22 protein-coding genes, 1 riboswitch and 2 other annotated features are annotated in these 19,539 nt (G+C 35.3%); of the genes, 5 read left to right on the top strand and 17 right to left on the bottom strand.

What is annotated here, in order from left to right:
- Positions 1-55: 55 nt before the first annotated feature.
- Positions 56-1,153 carry a site-2 protease family protein gene (locus ACSG5Z_RS19885; protein WP_435712010.1) on the bottom strand — a complete coding sequence of 366 codons (1,098 nt, stop codon included), beginning with the start codon at positions 1,151-1,153 and terminating at the stop codon, positions 56-58.
- 156 nt (positions 1,154-1,309) lie between these two features.
- On the opposite strand from ACSG5Z_RS19885, the gene ACSG5Z_RS19880 reads away from it, so the two are divergent.
- Complete coding sequence (locus ACSG5Z_RS19880; protein WP_001053356.1) at positions 1,310-1,507, top strand: hypothetical protein; 198 nt, start codon at positions 1,310-1,312, stop codon at positions 1,505-1,507.
- 107 nt (positions 1,508-1,614) lie between these two features.
- On the opposite strand, the gene ACSG5Z_RS19875 is transcribed toward ACSG5Z_RS19880, so the two are convergent.
- On the bottom strand, positions 1,615-2,466 hold the full coding sequence (locus tag ACSG5Z_RS19875; protein WP_106101393.1) for a YhfM domain-containing protein: 852 nt from the start codon (positions 2,464-2,466) through the stop codon (positions 1,615-1,617).
- Between the two features lie 108 nt (positions 2,467-2,574).
- On the opposite strand from ACSG5Z_RS19875, the gene ACSG5Z_RS19870 reads away from it, so the two are divergent.
- Positions 2,575-3,351, top strand: coding sequence for a class I SAM-dependent methyltransferase (locus ACSG5Z_RS19870; protein WP_088083032.1), 777 nt, complete (start codon positions 2,575-2,577; stop codon positions 3,349-3,351).
- 39 nt (positions 3,352-3,390) lie between these two features.
- Here ACSG5Z_RS19870 and ACSG5Z_RS19865 read toward each other — a convergent pair whose 3' ends face one another.
- Positions 3,391-3,600, bottom strand: coding sequence for a hypothetical protein (locus ACSG5Z_RS19865; RefSeq protein ID WP_000880630.1), 210 nt, complete (start codon positions 3,598-3,600; stop codon positions 3,391-3,393).
- 271 nt (positions 3,601-3,871) lie between these two features.
- Positions 3,872-4,130: a binding site (T-box leader), on the top strand.
- Positions 4,131-4,186: 56 nt separating this feature from the next.
- Between ACSG5Z_RS19865 and brnQ3 the strand changes: the two genes are divergently transcribed.
- Complete coding sequence (gene brnQ3 / locus ACSG5Z_RS19860; RefSeq protein WP_435712009.1) at positions 4,187-5,542, top strand: branched-chain amino acid transport system II carrier protein BrnQ3; 1,356 nt, start codon at positions 4,187-4,189, stop codon at positions 5,540-5,542.
- 23 nt (positions 5,543-5,565) lie between these two features.
- Here brnQ3 and ACSG5Z_RS19855 read toward each other — a convergent pair whose 3' ends face one another.
- The 9 genes from ACSG5Z_RS19855 to gltP form a co-directional block, all read right to left on the bottom strand.
- On the bottom strand, positions 5,566-5,862 hold the full coding sequence (locus ACSG5Z_RS19855) for a DUF3922 domain-containing protein (protein WP_131932946.1): 297 nt from the start codon (positions 5,860-5,862) through the stop codon (positions 5,566-5,568).
- 99 nt (positions 5,863-5,961) lie between these two features.
- Complete coding sequence (locus ACSG5Z_RS19850; RefSeq protein ID WP_000598709.1) at positions 5,962-6,594, bottom strand: response regulator; 633 nt, start codon at positions 6,592-6,594, stop codon at positions 5,962-5,964.
- Complete coding sequence (locus ACSG5Z_RS19845) at positions 6,591-7,646, bottom strand: sensor histidine kinase (protein WP_064476649.1); 1,056 nt, start codon at positions 7,644-7,646, stop codon at positions 6,591-6,593. Before ACSG5Z_RS19845 ends, ACSG5Z_RS19850 begins: the two co-directional genes overlap by 4 nt.
- The gene (liaF, locus tag ACSG5Z_RS19840; protein ID WP_435712008.1) at positions 7,646-8,386 is read right to left on the bottom strand and encodes a cell wall-active antibiotics response protein LiaF; all 741 of its coding nucleotides are present in this window, start codon (positions 8,384-8,386) and stop codon (positions 7,646-7,648) included. Before liaF ends, ACSG5Z_RS19845 begins: the two co-directional genes overlap by 1 nt.
- A 106-nt stretch (positions 8,387-8,492) precedes the next feature.
- The gene (locus tag ACSG5Z_RS19835; RefSeq protein ID WP_075308722.1) at positions 8,493-9,155 is read right to left on the bottom strand and encodes a PspA/IM30 family protein; all 663 of its coding nucleotides are present in this window, start codon (positions 9,153-9,155) and stop codon (positions 8,493-8,495) included.
- 56 nt (positions 9,156-9,211) lie between these two features.
- Complete coding sequence (locus tag ACSG5Z_RS19830; protein ID WP_000808634.1) at positions 9,212-9,568, bottom strand: lmo0954 family membrane protein; 357 nt, start codon at positions 9,566-9,568, stop codon at positions 9,212-9,214.
- A 229-nt stretch (positions 9,569-9,797) separates the two neighbouring features.
- Positions 9,798-11,114, bottom strand: a complete 1,317-nt coding sequence (locus ACSG5Z_RS19825) for a Na+/H+ antiporter NhaC family protein (protein ID WP_033659650.1) — start codon at positions 11,112-11,114, stop codon at positions 9,798-9,800.
- 93 nt (positions 11,115-11,207) lie between these two features.
- A riboswitch (SAM riboswitch) is annotated at positions 11,208-11,313 on the bottom strand.
- Between the two features lie 120 nt (positions 11,314-11,433).
- Positions 11,434-11,952 carry a ribonuclease FAU-1 family protein gene (locus tag ACSG5Z_RS19820; protein WP_435712007.1) on the bottom strand — a complete coding sequence of 173 codons (519 nt, stop codon included), beginning with the start codon at positions 11,950-11,952 and terminating at the stop codon, positions 11,434-11,436.
- A 66-nt stretch (positions 11,953-12,018) separates the two neighbouring features.
- The gene (gene gltP, locus ACSG5Z_RS19815) at positions 12,019-13,293 is read right to left on the bottom strand and encodes a glutamate/aspartate:proton symporter GltP (RefSeq protein ID WP_137012671.1); all 1,275 of its coding nucleotides are present in this window, start codon (positions 13,291-13,293) and stop codon (positions 12,019-12,021) included.
- A 493-nt stretch (positions 13,294-13,786) separates the two neighbouring features.
- On the opposite strand from gltP, the gene ACSG5Z_RS19810 reads away from it, so the two are divergent.
- Complete coding sequence (locus ACSG5Z_RS19810) at positions 13,787-15,058, top strand: murein hydrolase activator EnvC family protein (RefSeq protein WP_087985513.1); 1,272 nt, start codon at positions 13,787-13,789, stop codon at positions 15,056-15,058.
- Positions 15,059-15,160: 102 nt separating this feature from the next.
- Positions 15,161-15,322 carry a hypothetical protein gene (locus tag ACSG5Z_RS19805; RefSeq protein WP_001096003.1) on the top strand — a complete coding sequence of 54 codons (162 nt, stop codon included), beginning with the start codon at positions 15,161-15,163 and terminating at the stop codon, positions 15,320-15,322.
- Positions 15,323-15,352: 30 nt separating this feature from the next.
- On the opposite strand, the gene ACSG5Z_RS19800 is transcribed toward ACSG5Z_RS19805, so the two are convergent.
- The 5 genes from ACSG5Z_RS19800 to ACSG5Z_RS19780 form a co-directional block, all read right to left on the bottom strand.
- Positions 15,353-16,708: a sodium-dependent transporter gene (locus ACSG5Z_RS19800; RefSeq protein ID WP_137012669.1), complete on the bottom strand. Its 1,356-nt coding sequence runs from the start codon at positions 16,706-16,708 to the stop codon at positions 15,353-15,355.
- A gap of 111 nt (positions 16,709-16,819) precedes the next feature.
- Positions 16,820-17,067, bottom strand: a binding site (T-box leader).
- Between the two features lie 61 nt (positions 17,068-17,128).
- Positions 17,129-17,746: an NAD(P)-binding protein gene (locus ACSG5Z_RS19795; RefSeq protein ID WP_098147979.1), complete on the bottom strand. Its 618-nt coding sequence runs from the start codon at positions 17,744-17,746 to the stop codon at positions 17,129-17,131.
- On the bottom strand, positions 17,721-18,476 hold the full coding sequence (locus ACSG5Z_RS19790; RefSeq protein WP_098199249.1) for a sirohydrochlorin chelatase: 756 nt from the start codon (positions 18,474-18,476) through the stop codon (positions 17,721-17,723). Before ACSG5Z_RS19790 ends, ACSG5Z_RS19795 begins: the two co-directional genes overlap by 26 nt.
- Position 18,477: 1 nt before the next feature.
- Positions 18,478-19,251 (bottom strand): uroporphyrinogen-III C-methyltransferase, encoded by a 774-nt coding sequence (cobA, locus tag ACSG5Z_RS19785; RefSeq protein ID WP_435712006.1) that lies wholly within the window; start codon positions 19,249-19,251, stop codon positions 18,478-18,480.
- An 85-nt stretch (positions 19,252-19,336) separates the two neighbouring features.
- Positions 19,337-19,537, bottom strand: a complete 201-nt coding sequence (locus ACSG5Z_RS19780) for a DUF3906 family protein (RefSeq protein ID WP_000366913.1) — start codon at positions 19,535-19,537, stop codon at positions 19,337-19,339.
- Positions 19,538-19,539 lie beyond the last annotated feature (2 nt).

The following is a 19,539-nucleotide window of genomic DNA, read 5'->3' as shown; positions in this document are numbered from 1 at the left end:
CTCGTAGAAATATAATTCCTGTATAAATTCTTCCTATCATTTCGACAATATTTTTCTATACATTTCTCGTTGGTAAATGTTCTTGTAAAACAATGTACCCTTCATAAGCTGTGTAACCGAGTATAGCCATTAATCCGATATAACAAGCAAAGACTGTCCATTTTGTTTTCATATCAACTTTATAATAGTTTTCCTGTTGTCTCTTTTCCGTCTCCCATTCCTGTAATTTTCTTTCTGACATTTCAAATGCCTCTCTTATATGAATTGTATGCGTTTCTTTTTCATCTTCATATGGAACGTAATCAAGCGGCTCAAACTTTGGTAAAAGATGCTCTAACACTTCAATCTTTTGAAGTTCTCCTACTTTTAATTCTTTCTCTCTTTCTTTTTGCCTTAATATATTTATTTCATGTTGCATCATATATATATTTCGATGCACCGCACCTGTTTCTTTTAACTCCTCTTCAAGTCTTGCAACATATTCTTTCATTCCATCAATTCTATATCCTAATTCCTTAATTGGCTCATCTCTCTTTATTACTCTATATAATTCCATACAGCCGATAATAAAAATAAATCCTCCCAAAATACTTTTAAAGTAAATGGCATAACCGAGCAATACAATAAGACCCGCTCCCCAAATCTTTGTACTTACAACTGAGATAATTCGTCCACCATCTAATGGAGAAACCGGAATCAAGTTAAAGAAGTTAATAATACTTCCAAGTAAAATAATTAATGCCCAAAATGGCTCTTTCGTTATTATATAAAGTGGAATCGCAGGTAAAAATGACAACAATCCGAAAAGAGGTCCCATGAAGGCGATATAAGCTTCATCTTTTGCATTTTTCGGCATCTCTTTCATCCCAATAAGAGCGCCCATAAATGGAATAAATATTGCTGGCGATGTTGGTATACCTTTTCTTTTCGCAGCCCATAAATGGCCCATTTCATGAATAAACAACAAATAAATGAGCGCTACCCCAAATTTCCAACCATATATAACCGCGTATGCACCAAGTGATAGAAACATACTAAATACCGTTGAAAACTTTGCTAGTTTAAAAATTGCAAATACCCACTTTAACTTAGAAAGTAAAAATAGCCCTATTGCAACAATAATTCCCCATAATCCTTTTTTATTATTTTTCATATTCCTCTCCTTTATCTCTCATTAATGAATCATATTTATTCATCAAAACTATTCTTTTCTCTATTATGACATATTTTTTTCTATCGTTAGAAATAATGTTTATTTAATCCATTTTTAGCCAAAAATATAAGTATAAATATAAGGAGGTGTTTGCAAATGAATTTACAATCTCTCATAATAGGCGCTCTATCGTTTTTAGCTTCAACTCTTATTTTTTATACCGTTAGTTACGTATTATTATTAGATTTGTTGCCCAATCACGTATTTATTGCCCTTGTCATCCTTTCCGCTCTTATGATTTCTTTTCTTATTACACGAAAATCAATGAATGAGCCATCTGCAAAAGCAAAATAATAGAGAGGGGGTGTTTTCCCCTCTCTATTATCATTTCCTAGGAAAGGCCATATAAACTTTACTAATTACCTTCATCCCGATCTGTCAGGGCTAATTAAAGTTTCATTTTATCTTTGTAAATCCATTTTTTCACCATACTCTTTAACAATTTGAATGATATTTTGAAAAACACCTATTTTTTCTTTTTTGCTATTTAATATTTTCAAATCATAATTTTCATAATATGTTTCTAATGACTTTAATTGTGATTCTGAAGCATCTTTTACCGGAACAGTAGCATGCAATTCATATTGTTTATACCCTTCCTTTACCTTTTCACCTGGAATTTTTTCACTCTCTTTTGCTCCAATTAATTTTTGAACTTTTTCTGGGAAAACGACTTGTAAATAATACTCTTGTTCCTTCTCTAACTTGTTGTATAGTGATTGTGAAATCGTATACCGCACCGTATAATTCACTTTTTGATCGCCTGCTTTAATATGAAACGCAGTAATCTGCAAATCTTTTTTTGTTACTTCCGTTAAAGGACCTACCTGCATCTCATCTTCTTTTTGTTCTAAAACATTTGGAAATATAGCCAAAAGCTTTTCTGTATCTTTTTTATTCAGCATATACATAGCTTTTTTATATTGTATCCATCCTCTTCTGTCTTCTCCTCTTAGCCATGCATAATATGTTTCTTTTTTTCCACCCCTATTAATTTGTATTTCATATTCCGGTTCACCAAAACTACCTGTTACTTCTTGTTTTTCCGCTTTATCTATAATGTCTATTACTAACTTAGCTTCTGATTCCTGTAACTTTTTCTCTTTATGTTTTTTTTGTATAACGGTTACCCCTATCGTTTCTTTCACTTCATTCACCGTCTCTTCCACTTTTTTTGTTTCTTTTTTTTGCTCTACTTGACCACAAGATGCTAGTAACATAGCAAATAACAACAATACATATTTCCTTTTCAACTTAATCCTCCTTTTACAATAAGAAATTCTTATACTCTTCATATAAAAAACAAAAACGTGACACACTATAAAATACGCTATACTAAGTATTGAAAGGAGGTCTTTTTCATGTCCATTAATTTTCACGATGCAAATAATAAATACACATACGCACAGCGAAACGCCCATATTTCTTGGGGAGAAATGATAAAAAGTATTACAAATGTACAAAACAAGCAAATAATTGATATCGGCTGTGGTGGCGGGATTTATACGAAAGAACTTGCTCTTATGGGGGCCAAAAATGTCATTGGACTTGATTTTTCAAAAGAAATATTACAAGCTGCAAAAGAAAATTGTAGCGGCTTTCCAAATATTTCATTCATTCACGGTGATGCACATAGCGTCCCATATCCTAATGATACATTCGACATTGTTATTTCGCGCGCAGTGATTCATCATTTACAAGACATTCCTACATTTCTACGTGAAGCTTCTCGTATATTAAAGAAAAACGGTGTACTTATTGTACAAGACCGAACCATTGAAGATTGTACAATTCCTGGAAGCCCCGAACACATTCGTGGATATTTTTTCTCTACCTTTCCAAAACTCATTGAAATAGAATCAAAAAGGCGGCCAAAAACCACCACGATACAGCAAGAATTACAAAAACATTTTCTTCACGTGTTCCCCTCTCAAACACAATGGGAAGTACGAAAAATACATGATTCTGTAGAAGCATTGCTACAAGATTTATCACCTCGAACAGGTCGATCTATTCTATATGAATTAACAGATCATGAACTTTCTCAACTTCTACAACAGATCCAGACCGCATTACAAAGTATCTCTCCTATTATCGAAAGAGATCGGTGGACAATTTGGAGCGCCATGAAATTGTAAGGAAGGAAGCCTCACAACATAATGTGAGGCTTCCTTCTTTCATAATCTAATTTTGCAACACTCTTGATATCCTCCACTTCTGGCCTGTGCACTTCCACACTTCGGACATACTAAATATCTAGACTGATTTGTCAACAAACTACCTTTTTGAAAGAGTAAAACTTCTGCTTGTTTAAACGAACGCGAATAATATAACCACATAAAACCAATTATAGCAATAATGCCAAATAATACTCCCATCGCAAGCATTCCAGTCACCTCTTTTGGTTTGTTCTTTCCAGCAAGTGGATTGTTGTATTATTCTCTGTAAATTCAAACAATACCTTCTTTACTCCTATAAATATCAACTTTCTCTATAAGTTTTACAATTCTCTACAAATTTTTACTCCCGTTTTACAATTCACCATTCCCTTTACAATAACGAATATCATATTCGATATTTCCATATATAAATATATCTTTCAAAAAAATGTTGACTTTCAAAAAAAAACATGTGACAATACTGTCAGAATACTTGAATAAAAATTCATTGACGAGAACGAGTACGTTATAGGACTGTCCCCCAGAGAGTTGGCGATTTGCTGAAAGCCAACGTTCAGTGCGTAACCGAAAATCATCTCCGAGAAGTAGAACCGAATGTTACAGTAAGTTCTTACCGGCTGTCCCCCGTTACAAGGAACACGTATCATGTTGTACGTTGTAAAGCCGTATACATATAGACTCATTTCTACATGTATAAATTAGGGTGGTATCGCGGGTAAATATAACTCGTCCCTTTCTTTAGGGACGAGTTTTTTGTGTTCTTACAAATGAATTTAAAAAAGGAGGAAAAACAATGAACACTGTATCAAAAAAACATATTTTTTTCACGGGTCTTATGCTATTTTCTTTATTTTTTGGGGCAGGTAATTTAATTTTCCCTCCCATGCTTGGACAAAATGCAGGTGAAAACTTTTGGCCGGCAATGATTGGATTTTTACTAACAGGAGTCGGTTTACCATTATTAACTGTTATTGCAATTTCTTTATCAGGAAACGGCATGCAACAACTCGCAAGTCATGTTCACCCATTATTCGGAATTTTCTTTACTGTAGTTGTATACATCGCAATCGGTCCTTCTATGGGAATTCCACGCGTTGCAAATGTCGCTTATGAAATGGGTGTTAGTTCTTTCTTACCAGAAACAATTCGTTCTAGTAACCTAGCACTACTTTTATACACAGTCGTCTTCTTCGCTATCGTATTTTGGCTTAGTTTAAATCCATCTAAACTTGTCGATCGCATCGGAAATATTTTAACACCTATTTTATTACTCTCTATTCTCTTACTATTTGTTAAAAGTGTATTTACACCACTCGGGCAATCAGGACCAGCAATGCAAGAGTATCAAACTTCTCCAATCTTCAAAGGCTTTATGGAAGGATACTTAACGATGGATACCATTTCTGCGCTTGCATTTGGAATTATCGTTGTAAATGCCATTCGCTCTAAAGGTGTGAAGGATCGTAAATCCATTGCCATCGCAACAGCGAAAGCAGGACTTATTGCCGCTACTGGTCTCGTACTTGTATATGGTGCACTTGGCTGGCTCGGTGCAACTAGCGTCTCGCTCGGATATGCACAAAATGGCGGACAATTACTTACTGTTATCGTACAGCAATTATTCGGTCCATACGGTTTACTTCTATTATCTCTAATCGTTACACTCGCTTGTCTAACAACTTGTGTTGGACTTGTATCTGCGTGTAGTCAATATTTCTCAACATTATTGACTACATTTTCATACAAAATGTTCGCGAGTATCATTTGTGCATTAGGATTATTAGTTGCCAACTTAGGTTTAACGAAAATTATTGCCATCTCTGTTCCAATTCTACTTGTTGTATATCCAGTTGCAATTGTACTCGTTCTACTATCGTTACTTCATAAATATTTCGGTGGATATCGCTCTGTTTATGTAGGTGCTTTAATTGGAGCAGCAATCGTAAGCGTATTTGACGGATTAAAACAAGGTGGCATTTCAGTTTCATTTATCACACCATATTTTGAATTTATTCCTTTATATAATGAAGGAATTGGCTGGCTAATACCAGCATTAGCCGGGGCTATTATCGGCCTTACAATCGCTAAGTTAAGCGGTGCGAAAAAAGTTCCCTTAATAACCGATTCCCACGAAGTAAAAGCATCCTAAAAAACTCCCGAAAGGGAGTTTTTTTACTTTTGATAAGCAGTATGATTAAAACTGCTTATTTTATACGCTTTCGTATAATATTCGATATTTGTATCCACTGTTTCTACTTTGATAACATCGTAGCAATCTTCTTGCTTTACTAAAAATAAATAGTACTCTTCTGTCGCCTCAACAATTGCAATTTTATCTGTTTCAACATTATATTGTTCACAAAGCGCTTGTAATGCGTTCACATAATCCCCTAATTTTTTAGACTTATCCATGCCAAATATCGTTTGAACTAACATACACTCTCTCCCCTTTGTATGTACTGTTAACAACTTAATGATAACGCTTACATTTGTTAACGTCAATAAAAAGATTTGGCGTAAACTAATAATCAGTGGAGATACCCCCCACTGATTATTAGTTTCACTTTATCATTTCGTCAATTGATGTCTAAACGCATAAATAACTGCCTGTGTCCGGTCACTTACATTTAGCTTATTTAAAATATTACTCACATGTGTCTTTACTGTTTTGAGGGCAATAAACAATTCATCTGCAATCTCTTGGTTACTTTTCCCCTCTGCAATTAATAACAAAATTTCAGACTCTCTTTCTGTTAACTCCTCATGCAAAGGTTGTTCTTTCTTCTGACGCATACGAGACATCATTTTACCAGTAACTTTTGGCTCTAATACAGTTTCTCCATCATAAGTAGCTCGTACAGCGTCTGCTATATCACTTGCTCTTGATGTTTTTAATAAATAACTTGTCGCTCCCGCCTCAATAACAGGGTACAATTTCTCATCATCTAAAAAGCTCGTTACAACTACAATTTTCGCTTCTGGCCATTCCTGAATAATAGCACGTGTTGCTTCAACCCCATCCATCTCGTCCATGACAAGGTCCATCAAAATAATATCTGGTCTTAATTGCAGTGCTAACTCTGAACCTTTTCTTCCATTTTCAGCTTCTCCAACTACTTCGATATCTGGCTGCGTTGATAAATATGCTGATACACCCATTCGAACCATTTCATGATCATCGACAAGTAACACTTTTATCATGATTCTCCCCCTCTCTCAATCATAATCGGTACTTTTACTTCTATTTGTGTCCCTTTAGCGGGGAAACTAAGTACTTTTAATGTCCCACCAATTTCATGAACACGCTCTTGCATTGATCTTAAACCATATGAACCAGCCTTATTCACTCCGACTTCAAATCCAACGCCATCATCAATAATTTTTAGAATTGCATATTGATCAATTTTCCGAAGACGTACTTCCGTTTTCTTCGCTTTCGCATGTCGTAAAGTATTGGATAAAGCTTCTTGCACAATACGAAATAAATGATCTTCTACACCTTTTTTCAATTCTATTGGCTCGATTAGCCATTCAATTTTCATATGTTGCTTTCGCGATAATTCCGTCAATAATTCCTCTATACCTTGTGTCAGTTTCTTACCTTCTAATTGTACAGGCCGTAAATGAAGAAGCAACGCTCTCATTTCTGATTGTGCATTTACAACCATATTTTCAACGAGCTGCAACTGCTTTTTTGTCGTTTCTGGAATTTCAGCTACTTGTTCATTAATAGCCGACATCATCATCGACATTGCAAAAAGCTGCTGACTTACAGAATCATGCAGCTCCCTCGCCAATCGATGCCTTTCTTGAGATATCGCTTCTTGTCTCATCTCTTCATTCCAATGAGCTCGTTCATTCGTTACTTTTTGAAAGAGTCCAGCTTGCTCCTCTAATCGACGAGCAAGACCGATTACTTTTCGTTCTACTTCATGAAATTCATCATCTGCAGTAAACGAAACATCACTCGGAAAATTCCCTCGCTCCACTTCAAATAGAAAAGTATTTAATCCTTGTATACGCTGCTCTATATAGTAACCGATTGCATATCCTACAATTCCCCCGATAAGTAAACTTGTAGTCATAATAAACAAGCCAATTGGAACAGAAGCGATGGATTCCTTCCATAATAAATCATACACTTGTTGCTCGCTTTTCCATACATATACAATTGTACAAATGAGTGCAATACTAACAGAAGACAACATAGAATAACGAATATACATCCACGAAATATTTTTTTGTTTCTTCATTATACTTTCCTCACTTCCGTATCGCCTACGACAAGCGAAGAAATAATTTTAATACGACGAGGCGCTTCTTTATACTGCTCTGTTCTAAATGTAACATTGCGATTAAATCCTGTCTCTTCATGTCCTGGCAGGAGCACACGTCCGACAATAACAGAATGATTTAAAGACAATTCAATATCATATGGCACATATAAACGAATATTACCAACGACACCTCGGATAACAATTACCGTTTCTCCTTCTGGAATCATAGCAGTTGTTAAATCTATTTCCACATCACAAGCACCATATTGAACATTAATATCCTCAAGTTCATAAATATGATCCATCATTCGTATATTCCCTACAAACATATTTTTTAAATATGATTCTGTACGATATATTTGCTTCTCTTCGTCTATAATCCCTTTTTCTTTAATTTCAACCTTCATTGCTTTTTGCTGATGTCCTTGTTGAATCAGTTGATAACCAATTAAAGCTAAACAAGCAAATACGACAAGAACAAATGCTGCTGATGAAAATAAGAAGAATAAAAATACGATACCACCAACAAATAAAAAGACATTTCCCCTTACATAACGATTCTTCTTACGATAATGCCTTCCAAACATAAGCATAATAAATGCAAAAATGAGACCACCTGGTTCAAAATGTCCAAGTATCATATCAAGAAAAAGACCGAATCCAAATATGATGAGGAGCATCCCCATTAATTGTGTTTTTGAAAATTGTTTCTTCATTTCAGCTCCCCCCTTCTTGTTACATATACATAGAAGAAAAGGCATTGCTTTCCAACACCTTTTCTCCTATCACTATATCATAAGCCTGTTTTATAATATACTACTATTATTTTGTTAACTCTTTCGTTAACGATACATCATTCTTCTCTTTCATTTCACGCTCAAGCTTTGCAATCTTCATATCAAATGTGTCACGTTCATGCTCCTCATTTATACGAGATTCTAAGTCGCGAATATGATCTTCAATTTCCTCAAAGCGTAAGAACGGGTTATTTTCATCCATTTTATGCATCGCTGTATTCATACGACGATTTGCATGTGCCATATTTTCACGTGCCATTAATTCCATACGTTTTGCGTGCATTTCTTTTAATTTATTTTTCATCTCAGCAAGACGACGCTCTAACTCATCAATTTGATCTACAACACCTGCATACATTTCTTCTAATCGAGTTACTTGCCCTTCATAATACGCTACTTCTTCTAACGCACGCTCATGTAGCTGTAATTCGCCTGCTTCTTGAGCGACAATCGCTTGCTTTGATCTTTTATTAACGAAATAACGTGCTTGCTCAAGCTCACGAGCGAAATTAGATTTTAATGTTTTGTGGCGCTCAATTAACTTCTCAATTTTTGTTATTTCACGCTCACTATCGCGTAAATATTGGTTTAACATCGCGATTGGATTTTTTCTTTCTTTCTCATCTAACACATTATGAAAATCTGCTAAAATTGCATCGCGTACACGTCCGAATAAAGATTGTTTCATTATAATCTTCCTCTCTTCTACTTTATCAATTTGATTTGGTTTTTATTAATTTTTTATTAGTTTTTCATTAACTTGTTCCACTCATCTTCAAAGTTGCTATATGGTTTAGAACTTTCTGGTGCAGAATCAACAACTACATTTTTTTCTTTTTTCCACTCACGGTATCCGTAGTATAAAACTACTAATGCTGCGATACCGATTAATGCTGGGGAATGAGAAAGGGCGATGGACAAGCCGATCAAACCAACAATACCCCAAGCTAACTTTCCAAAAAATGATTGTGCTCGCACAAATGATTTATAGCTCCAGTACACAACTCCTGCTCCAATTGCGAATCCTATAATACCAGCAAGACTGCCAAGAGCAATTAAAGCTAAAATACCAGCCGCGATAAACGCTAGAAATTGTTTCATCTTGTGCTTGCCTCCCTTCGATTTGATACTCTTATCTTAACTATTTTTTCACTTTTCCATAACGAGCTTAAGAACCGTTTTCGACTCAGACTTAAGACTGAGTTGCATTCAGCCTTTTGTAAAAATATGCGGTAGGATAGGATGATTCACTCTTTTATCGCACATAAAAAGCCGTACAGAGAACATTCTCTGTACGGCTTTCATTACTATTCATAAACTTCATTTTAAATTATGCTGTTTTGTGATACTCTTTCTTTCCCGCTACTTTAGAAAACCTCGGGAAACCAATTAATATAGAAATAATTCCACATACTCCAACTAAGATCGGATAAAACGCATATGGTAACAATTCAATCGGAGATAACGCCGCAAATCCTGCTGCCGTTAACATTTGCGCACCATACGGAATTAACCCTTGCACACAACATGAGAAAAGATCTAATACACTCGCTGATTTACGAGGATCAATTTCATATTGATCTGCAATGTTTTTCGCAAGTGGACCTGTAAAAATAATAGAAATCGTATTATTCGCTGTACACATATTCGTCATACTCACTAAGCCAGCGATACCGAACTCTGCTCCTTTTTTCGAACGAATGTTGCGAGTTAAAATATTCATTAAATATTGAATACCACCATTATATTGAATCAGTTCGACCATACCACCAATTAAAATAGCAAGTAATACTAACTCCATCATACCGCCCATTCCAGTCGTTACACTTTTAAAGAAACTCTCTAACGTGTAACTCCCATCTAAAAGACCTATAACGCCGGATAGTACAGTTCCACCAGTTAACACAATAAGTACATTCCAACCAAGCAATGCTGTAATAAGTACTCCTGCATACGGTAAAATCTTTATCCAGTCAAAGCTATGCGCTTTAATCTGCGTGTCACTTCCTAAAGTAACGATTACTAATAGTACAATTGTAATAATAGCTGCTGGTAATACAATTAAAAAGTTCGTTTTAAACTTATCTTTCATTTCTGTTCCTTGTGAACGTACAGCTGCGATTGTTGTATCTGAAATAAATGATAAATTATCCCCAAACATCGCCCCACCAACAACAGTAGCCATCGTAAGTGCAATAGAGATATCAGTTTGCCCACTAATACCTACAGCAATTGGTGCTAATGCAGCAATTGTTCCCATTGAAGTTCCCATCGCTAATGAAATAAATGCCCCTATAACAAAAATTCCAGCTACGATAAATCCTTGCGGTAAAATGGATAACGCTAAATTAACTGTAGAATCAACGCCACCCATCCCTTTTGCTGTTTCAGAAAATGCTCCTGCAAGTACAAAAATCAGAACCATAATCATAATATCCGGGTTCCCTGCACCTTTAGCAAATCGTTCTACTTTTACATTAAAACTTTCTTTACGATTCATCGCTAAAGCGACTCCTACAGCAATTGAAATTGCTACAAGTATCGGCAATTTATAGAAATCACCTGTAATAATTCCAGAACCAATAAATAGCGCCAAAAATATCCCAAGTGGTAATAAAGCCAAACCATTTCCTCTCGTTTCTTTCAAAGTACCATCTCTCCCTAGTTTCAACCTTTTCTAATGAATAACAAAAGACCTCTTCCAATGAGAAGAGGTCTTATACATCTATAAGGAACGCTCTTCTCATCTTTCAAGCACATGCTTGCTGGATTTGGCACAGCACTCTGAAATCGAGTCCGCTGCCGAGGCATCGTAGGGCCAGTCCCTCCGCCTCTCTTTATAAGAAGGTTTCATATTTATTTTTTAATAATAATTTCTTCCCTAACTTTACTCGCTTACAAAACAAAAGTCAATTATTTTTTGTATAGATTTTTTTGGTAATTATACAAAAATTTGAATACAACAATCATTTTAACTTTTTGATTTCTTCTTCCAATATTGAAATCCAATAAAATTCACTATTTTTTATTGCATCTATTATCCATTTCGTAGTGTACCAAGCTAACTCATACTCTTCTTTTGTAACATCGCCACTTTTATAAGCATCCTCTAGCTCATCTTCATCCAATATATACATTTTACCATTCGGTAATAACACTACATCTAAATATAAATCATCAAAATACGGTAAAACACGGTCGTCAATTTTATGTTCTTTCGCCACATCGATATAATATTGCACTAATTTTTTCTGATCATCTAACATAGCTGTAATCGCAAAGTTTTTCCCGTCTATGAAATATTGAATCCACGTATATTGATTCCCTGCGATACAAAGTTCTTTACCATCATATTCTTTACAACTAGGTTCTCTTACCTTTTTTATTTCTAATATTCCTAGCATTCCTTCTTCCACTTGCTTAACCGTATAATCCTTCTCTATTAGTCGCTTCCACGAAGAACCGTCACCATATTTACGTTTCATTACGTCCGCTCCCCTTCTATATAGAAAAGCCCCCACATATTATGTGAGAGCTTGTTCAAATTATAATTAAGCTGCTTGTCCTTTTTCAGAAATCTCTTTCAAATAAGCTTGTCCTTTTTCAGCGTCATATTGACCTTCCCACTTAGACATAACTACAGCTGCTAAAGAGTTTCCTACAACGTTAACTGCTGTACGAGCCATATCTAAAATACGGTCAATACCAGCGATGAAGGCTAAACCTTCAGCTGGAATACCTACTGTACCAAGTGTCGCTAATAATACAACGAATGATACGCCCGGTACACCCGCAATACCTTTTGATGTAAGCATTAATACTAGTAATAATGTAATTTGTTGTGTAATGGATAAATCAATACCGTACATTTGCGCTAAGAAAATAGCTGCAATTGCTTGATATAAAGTTGATCCATCTAAGTTAAATGAATAACCTGTCGGAATAACGAAAGATGTAATTGCTTTCGGACAACCGAACTTCTCCATTTTCTCCATGATTTTCGGTAAAACTGTTTCTGAACTTGCTGTAGAGTATGCTAAGATCAGTTCGTCTTTTAAAATCTTAAAGAATTGGAAAATGTTAATTCCAAATATTTTCGCTGTAAGTCCTAATACGACTACAACGAAGAAAATCATTGCCCCGTATACTACAATTAATAATTTCCCCAATGGAATTAATGAAGAAAGACCAAATGTAGAAACTGTAACTCCAATTAGTGCAAACACACCAAATGGTGCAAATTTCATAACTTGGTTTGTTACGTAAAACATTGCATCAGCTACACCTTGGAAAAATTGAAGAACCGGTCTTCCTCTTTCACCAATTGCTGCTACACCTAAACCAAATAATACAGAGAAGAAGATAATAGCAAGCATATCTCCGTCAGCTAATGACTTCATAATGTTCGTTGGAACAATATTTACAAATGTATCTGCAAATGAGTGACTTTGTACTTGCTCTGTCGTATGTGTATATTTCGAAATATCTGTCTTTGTTAACTGCTCCATATTTACGCCTTTTCCTGGTTGGAAAATATTCGCAATTAATAGACCGACAATAATTGCAATTGTTGTAATTATTTCAAAGTAAATAATTGTTTTTCCGCCTAGTCGACCTAATTTTTTAACATCGCCAACACCAGCAACCCCAACAACAATACTTGCTACAACAATCGGTACAACGATCATTTTAATTAATCGGATGAAAATATCACCAATTGGTTGTAAGTAACTCACCACTGCCGGATTGCCAAAGAAAATCGCCCCAACTGCAATACCAAGCGCAAGTCCTATTAATATTTGCCATGCAAGTCCTATTCTTTTCATATTTGTTGTAACCCCCTCTTCGATGTGTCACTCTACCTCTCATTCTATATCTATAAAACTTGAAATTAAGAGTATTACATATTATTCGACAATTCACTACATTTTGTCCCTGTTAAAAATCATAAATCAAAAAATTAAATCTGACAACAAAATAACTTTTCCTGAACACAAATAATTTTCTTGACAAAAATAAAACCCATGTCAGAAAACCTAACATGAGAACGATTCCTCACTAGTATTTTAGTGGGTTTTCAACTTGAATTTCACTATATAAAATCACGATTTTCTCCCTTTATTTTACAGATAAAATCTAGAATACACCTTTGTTGCACAAACTAAAAAAATAAAATCACCATTACAGATACTGTTGAAAAATGATAAATTCCGACAAAACTTAGCAACTTTATAAAATTTTCTTTACATTATGGTTACAACGATAGACACTCTTCTTCTTATGATATATAACATTCATAGGGAAAGGAGCCAGACAACCATGAAAAAGAAATTTGCAGCGTTTAGTGTTTTAGCAGCAGGAACACTTTTTGTTTCTCCGTTACTTTCACCCGTATACGCTGAAACGAATCAAGATAAATTATCTAATATTCAATCTGAATTAGAAGGAAAACAAAATGACTTACAAAATAAATCAGTTGAGAAAGAACAAATAGAAAAAGAAATTCAAGAATTACAAAAGAAAATCGACGATTTAACTACTTCTATTAATAAAAACGAAGCTGAATTAAACGATACAAAAAAAGAAATTAGTAAAACACAACAAATAATTACTGAAAAAAAGAAACATATAGAGCAATTACAAACAAACATAGATACGCGTCAGGAAGTTATTAAACAACGTTTACAATCTATGCAAGAAAAACCTCGTACAAACATCATTACAGAGGTATTAACAAATTCTACAAACATTGCTGATCTTGTTGATAATATGTACTCTGTAAGTTTAATTTTAAACAATGATACAGATATTGTTAAAAAGCAAACAACTGACCAAAATGCTGTGACGAAAGAAAAAGAGGCTGTTGAGAAAAAAGAGCAACAACTGAAAGAATCCGAGCAAAAATTAGAACAAAAACAGCAAGAATTACAAAATAACCAACAACAGCAGCAAACCTTTATTAGCGATCTACATGCAAAAGTAGCAAAAGTAGATTCAGAGATTGAAGGATTAGAAGAATCTAAAGGCATTTTAGAAAATCAGCGTCAAGCTGTTCAAAAAGCAATTGAAGAAGAAAAACGTGCCGAAGAAGCTCGTAAAGCTGAAGAAGCTCGCAAGGCAGAAGAAGCTCGTAAACAAGCCACTACATCTGCTCAAACAGCTCAAGCAGCTCCAACACCACACGATACAAATATTGGCGGGTTTATTAAGCCAGCAGCTGGATCAAAAACTTCTGGGTTTGGCGTGCGCTCTATAGATAACCATAAAGGAATCGATATCGCAGCCTCAGGAACCGTTCCAATTATTGCCGCTGCTGATGGTGTTGTTATTCGCTCAGAATTATCATCTAGTTACGGAAACGTTGTGTACTTATCTCACCGTATAAACGGAAAAACATATACGACAGTATATGCTCATATGAGTAGCCGTTCTGTATCAAATGGACAAACTGTAAAACAAGGCACTCAACTTGGATTCATGGGAAATACTGGCCAATCATACGGGCAGCATTTACACTTTGAACTTCACCTTGGAGAATGGAATGTCGGTAAGACAAACGCAGTGGATCCATCTCCTTATATCGGATTATAGAAAAAACTCGGTTCATACCGAGTTTTTTTATTTCCACTTCACACACTATAGGCATTCCACATAGACTACAACTAAATGCCCATATTTTACGAGGTGAATCATATGAATACACAATTACAACAGAAAATAGAAGAAGCTAGAGAAACTTACATTGGCCGGTTATTTACATTTGGCGGCTCAGCATTATTTTTAATCGGATCATTCATTGCAGTCGTCACAGCCTATAAAGCGTATAATCGTTTATTGAATACACCTACAACATAATAAAAAGACGAAGAAATCTCCGTCTTTTTATTATGCAAACATTTTAAATACGCCTATCGCATTTAAAAATACAATAATTACCGTTACTGGAATAACATAACGAAGCAAGAAAAACCAAATATTAAATAATGTTTTCCCTTTCGTTTCCGTAACTTCTAATTCTTTCATTAACATTTCTTTACTCATTTTATTTGGTACGAATAGTGAAATGGCTAGTACTCCGAGCGGCAGTAATATATTACTTACCGAAAAATCGACGAAATCAAAGAATGTCTTACCAAATATTTTCACATCACTCATAATTCCAAACGATAATGCTGACGGGATTCCAACTGCAAAAATAAGAATACCAATTAATAATGATGCTGACGGACGCTTTTTCTCATTATCTTTCGCAACAGATGCTACTACAATTTCAAGCATGGAAATCGCAGATGTTAAAGTTGCAAAGAAAAATAAAACTAAAAACATAATGAAGAAAAATTGTCCAAATGGTATTTTCGCAAATACTGCTGGAAGGACGATAAACAGTAGTCCTGGTCCTTCAGTCGGCTTAACGCCTAATGCGAAAATCGCCGGGAAAATTGCTAATCCTGCAAGTACTGTAATAAAAACAGTTAAACTTACAATAGACGTTGCTGATTTAGCTAAATGTTCTTCTTTCTTCAAGTACGAACTATACGTGACCATTACTGAGGCACCTACTGTTAGCGAGAAGAACGATTGTCCCATCGCGTATAAAATCGTATCTGCTGTCAGCTTTGAAAAATCTGGTTTCAAAAAGAACTCTACCCCAGCAAAAGCACCATCGAGTGTTAACGCACGAATAATGATTGCAATAAACAAAATAAATAATAGTGGCATCATATACTTACTTGCCTTTTCTATTCCCTTCTCTACACCTTTACTTACTACAAAAATAGTACAAAGCATAAAGATAAATTGCGCTCCAATCGCACTTACTGGATTTGAAATCGTTTCACCAAATAATTTTCCATAATCAACAACACCATTCCAAAAGCTTCCTGTAATACTATAGTATAAGTACAGTAAAATCCATCCACCTACGACACTATAGAAAGAGAGTACACTAAAACAAGTTACAACTCCCATACGACCAATCCAAGGATATAATTTACTATTTGGTACTAGTACTTTATAAGCTGTAACTGCCTCTTTTTGGGTGCTACGTCCAATGACAAATTCCGCTATTAGAAGAGGCATACCTATAAATAAAGTTAATAGTAAAAATACAAGGAAGAATGCGCCTCCCCCACCATTACCTGCAACATATGGAAATTTCCATATGGCACCAAGACCTACTGCGGCTCCGGCTGCTGCGAGTACAAAGCCTATTTTCGATGTCCATTGCTGTGTTTCTTTCATCATAAATTCTCCTTTTCTGAATATTTAAACTTTTGTTAATTATACACTTTCATTTCATACTCGCACACCTCCTTTAGAAAATAAAAAAGTCCCCTACACGCAAATATGCATGTAGAGGACGATATATGTAATGTAAATACCGTGGTACCACCTCAATTGGATTGATAAATCCCACTTGTTCAAGTACAGGAAAATTCCGATACTCTATCCTTTTAACGGCGGAACCCGGGTTGCCTACTACAATGTTCAACATACCTCTCGCAAGCCCATTCTGTATATTTTATCGTACCGGGCTCACACCTTCCCCCAGCTCTCTGAACGTATCAAATATACATACTCTTCTTGCTCATCGATTTCATCTATTGAAGTTACTTGTGATTATAAATTATATTTTTATAGTTGTAAAGTACAATTTATTCATTATCCTATATGAACTCTTCTCTCTAATTCTTGTAAAAACAATTCTCTTTTTTGTTCATTTTGAACATATACCGACTTTAATACTTCTTGCAACAATATATTTCTCTCTCTTTTCTCTATTTGTAGTTCTTTCACTTTTATTCTAACTTCGGATAAAAAATCAAGATACGGTTCATACGCCTCATCATATTTATTTGCGATATCATCACGAATTTTTTTTGCAAGTTTCGGACTCGCTCCTCCGGTAGAAACAGCCACATTCAATAATCCACGATGAATTGCCGCTGGAAAATGAACATTACCACTTTCCGGGTTCGTAATAACATTTACTAACTGATTTTCTGCGCTATCTTCAGCAACTTGTTCATTTAATACGGCATCACTACTCGCTGCAACGACTAAAAAAGCACCTTTAATGTCACTTTTTTCATACTCCCTTTGATACCAACGAATTTTCTTTTCTTCCACAAGTTTCACTAAATTCGCATCCAATTCAGGACTTACCACAACTATATCCGCACCTTGTTTTAGTAAAGGAATAATTTTGAATCCCGCGACTTTTCCTCCACCAATGACAACAACACGTTTCTTCTCAACTCGCACTGTAAGTGGATACATATTGATCTCCCTTCAATAATTTCTTCGTTTTCTGAATTAACATATATTGAAATGCTTCATTCTTTCCTAAATACGGACTTATTTTTATCTCATCCAACTCATATTGGCGCACTTCTTTTTCAATATGTTTCATAAGTAAACCTGTAAATAATAAGTAAGGCAGTACAACGATATTCTTTTCTTTTCGTTCAACAACTTCCTTTAACTTCTCCTCAAATTTCGGCTCGGCAGCCGCTAAATAACAAACCTCTACTTTTTTAATTTTCTCTTCATGTTGAAATAAAGAAGCAATCCAGTTTATATCTCTTAATACTTCAGGATCACTACTCCCTCTTGCTACGAGAAGTAGCGTCACTTCATTCTTATCTTCCTGTTCAATGCCACTTCCACTATACACCGATTTCACAAGTGTTTCTGATACACCAAACGGGTTACCGTAGGTCACTTTAACATTCGAAAATTGATTATTTAACTTCTCCAATTCAAACGGTATATCTTTTTTCACATGACCTGCCGCTAATAAAAAAACTGGAATAACAATAATCTCTGTAGCACCACGCTTCACACATGTACGGAACCCTTCATTAATCGTTGGGCTCGCTAACTCTAAAAAACAAACTTCTTGAATACTTGCCTCTACACGGTTCATGCATGACGTAATAAATGCAACCGCTTCTTCTTTAGCTGCTTTCAAACGACTTCCATGGCATATATATAAGATGGCTTTCATTTTATAACACTCCACTTACTTGATAGGTACTTTCTGTCTGTTTCTCAAACCAATGGATTTTTTCTCGAAAACGGACCACTTCTCCAATTACAATCATGCTCGGATTTTGAATTTGTTCTTTTTTTGCAACATCCACAATTGTTCCTAACGTCCCAACAACTGTGCGCTGCATTGATGTCGTTCCCCGTTCAATAATAGCAGCAGGTGTACTTTTGTCTTTTCCATGCTTCATCAGTTGTTCACATATGTAGGGTAAATTGCTAACCCCCATATATACAGCTAAAGTCTCTACACCTTTCACTAAATTTTCCCACTTCACTTCTTCAGCACCTTCTTTCCTATGCCCTGTCACAATAGCAAAACTTGCACTTGCATCACGATGTGTCACTGGAATGCCAGCATAAGCAGGAGCAGCTATTCCAGCTGAAATACCAGGAACGATTTCAAATGGTACCCCTTGCTTTGCTAACGCTTCAGCTTCTTCTCCTCCTCTACCAAATACAAATGGATCCCCGCCCTTTAGCCTCGTTACAACTTTTCCCTTTTTCGCATATTTAATAAGAAACGTGTTAATCGTCTCTTGCTTCATCGTGTGATAATTTGGTAGTTTTCCGCAATAAATTAAATCCGCTTCAGGCTTTGCATGGGAAAGCAACTCTTTATTCACGAGACGGTCGTATAAAATAACATCTGCCTTCTTAATACATTTCAACCCTTTCACAGTAATTAAATCTGGATCACCAGGACCTGCACCAACGATATAAACCTTCCCCATCATCTCTCCTCATTTCTACTATTAAAGTGAAACTTCCATCCTTATATACGAATGGAAGTTTTCATTATTTCGTATTACCTTTTTCCTACTCATGAATAACAAATGCTGCACCTTTTCGAATCTTCTTTTTTTCAAATAGAGAAATCTCCTTTACTTCTGGTAACGGTAAAAAATGCTTTTCAAGCTCTATCTCCGCGAGCTTAAATGCCTGTTCTTCACTTTGAGCAACAACAACAATCGGAACAATACTATTTACTAACACAGCTTCAAATCGATATAAATCCATAT

The sequence above is a fragment of the Bacillus pretiosus genome (assembly GCF_051294775.1).
Lineage (GTDB): Bacteria > Bacillota > Bacilli > Bacillales > Bacillaceae_G > Bacillus_A > Bacillus_A wiedmannii.
The sequence above is the reverse complement of the archived record's forward strand: the minus strand, read 5'-3'. Positions and strand labels throughout refer to the sequence as shown.

Bases quoted from the DNA above. Each gene is read 5' to 3' on its own strand.
- ACSG5Z_RS19885 (WP_435712010.1), bottom strand. From the start codon at position 1,153: ATGAAAAATAATAAAAAAGGATTATGGGGAATTATTGTTGCAATAGGG.
- ACSG5Z_RS19880 (WP_001053356.1), top strand. From the start codon at position 1,310: ATGAATTTACAATCTCTCATAATAGGCGCTCTATCGTTTTTAGCTTCA.
- ACSG5Z_RS19870 (WP_088083032.1), top strand. From the start codon at position 2,575: ATGTCCATTAATTTTCACGATGCAAATAATAAATACACATACGCACAG.
- ACSG5Z_RS19865 (WP_000880630.1), bottom strand. From the start codon at position 3,600: ATGCTTGCGATGGGAGTATTATTTGGCATTATTGCTATAATTGGTTTT.
- brnQ3 (WP_435712009.1), top strand. From the start codon at position 4,187: ATGAACACTGTATCAAAAAAACATATTTTTTTCACGGGTCTTATGCTA.
- ACSG5Z_RS19850 (WP_000598709.1), bottom strand. From the start codon at position 6,594: ATGATAAAAGTGTTACTTGTCGATGATCATGAAATGGTTCGAATGGGT.
- ACSG5Z_RS19845 (WP_064476649.1), bottom strand. From the start codon at position 7,646: ATGAAGAAACAAAAAAATATTTCGTGGATGTATATTCGTTATTCTATG.
- liaF (WP_435712008.1), bottom strand. From the start codon at position 8,386: ATGAAGAAACAATTTTCAAAAACACAATTAATGGGGATGCTCCTCATC.
- ACSG5Z_RS19835 (WP_075308722.1), bottom strand. From the start codon at position 9,155: ATGAAACAATCTTTATTCGGACGTGTACGCGATGCAATTTTAGCAGAT.
- ACSG5Z_RS19830 (WP_000808634.1), bottom strand. From the start codon at position 9,568: ATGAAACAATTTCTAGCGTTTATCGCGGCTGGTATTTTAGCTTTAATT.
- ACSG5Z_RS19820 (WP_435712007.1), bottom strand. From the start codon at position 11,952: ATGAAACGTAAATATGGTGACGGTTCTTCGTGGAAGCGACTAATAGAG.
- gltP (WP_137012671.1), bottom strand. From the start codon at position 13,293: ATGAAAAGAATAGGACTTGCATGGCAAATATTAATAGGACTTGCGCTT.
- ACSG5Z_RS19810 (WP_087985513.1), top strand. From the start codon at position 13,787: ATGAAAAAGAAATTTGCAGCGTTTAGTGTTTTAGCAGCAGGAACACTT.
- ACSG5Z_RS19805 (WP_001096003.1), top strand. From the start codon at position 15,161: ATGAATACACAATTACAACAGAAAATAGAAGAAGCTAGAGAAACTTAC.
- ACSG5Z_RS19800 (WP_137012669.1), bottom strand. From the start codon at position 16,708: ATGAAAGAAACACAGCAATGGACATCGAAAATAGGCTTTGTACTCGCA.
- ACSG5Z_RS19795 (WP_098147979.1), bottom strand. From the start codon at position 17,746: ATGTATCCACTTACAGTGCGAGTTGAGAAGAAACGTGTTGTTGTCATT.
- ACSG5Z_RS19790 (WP_098199249.1), bottom strand. From the start codon at position 18,476: ATGAAAGCCATCTTATATATATGCCATGGAAGTCGTTTGAAAGCAGCT.
- cobA (WP_435712006.1), bottom strand. From the start codon at position 19,251: ATGGGGAAGGTTTATATCGTTGGTGCAGGTCCTGGTGATCCAGATTTA.
- ACSG5Z_RS19780 (WP_000366913.1), bottom strand. From the start codon at position 19,537: ATGGATTTATATCGATTTGAAGCTGTGTTAGTAAATAGTATTGTTCCG.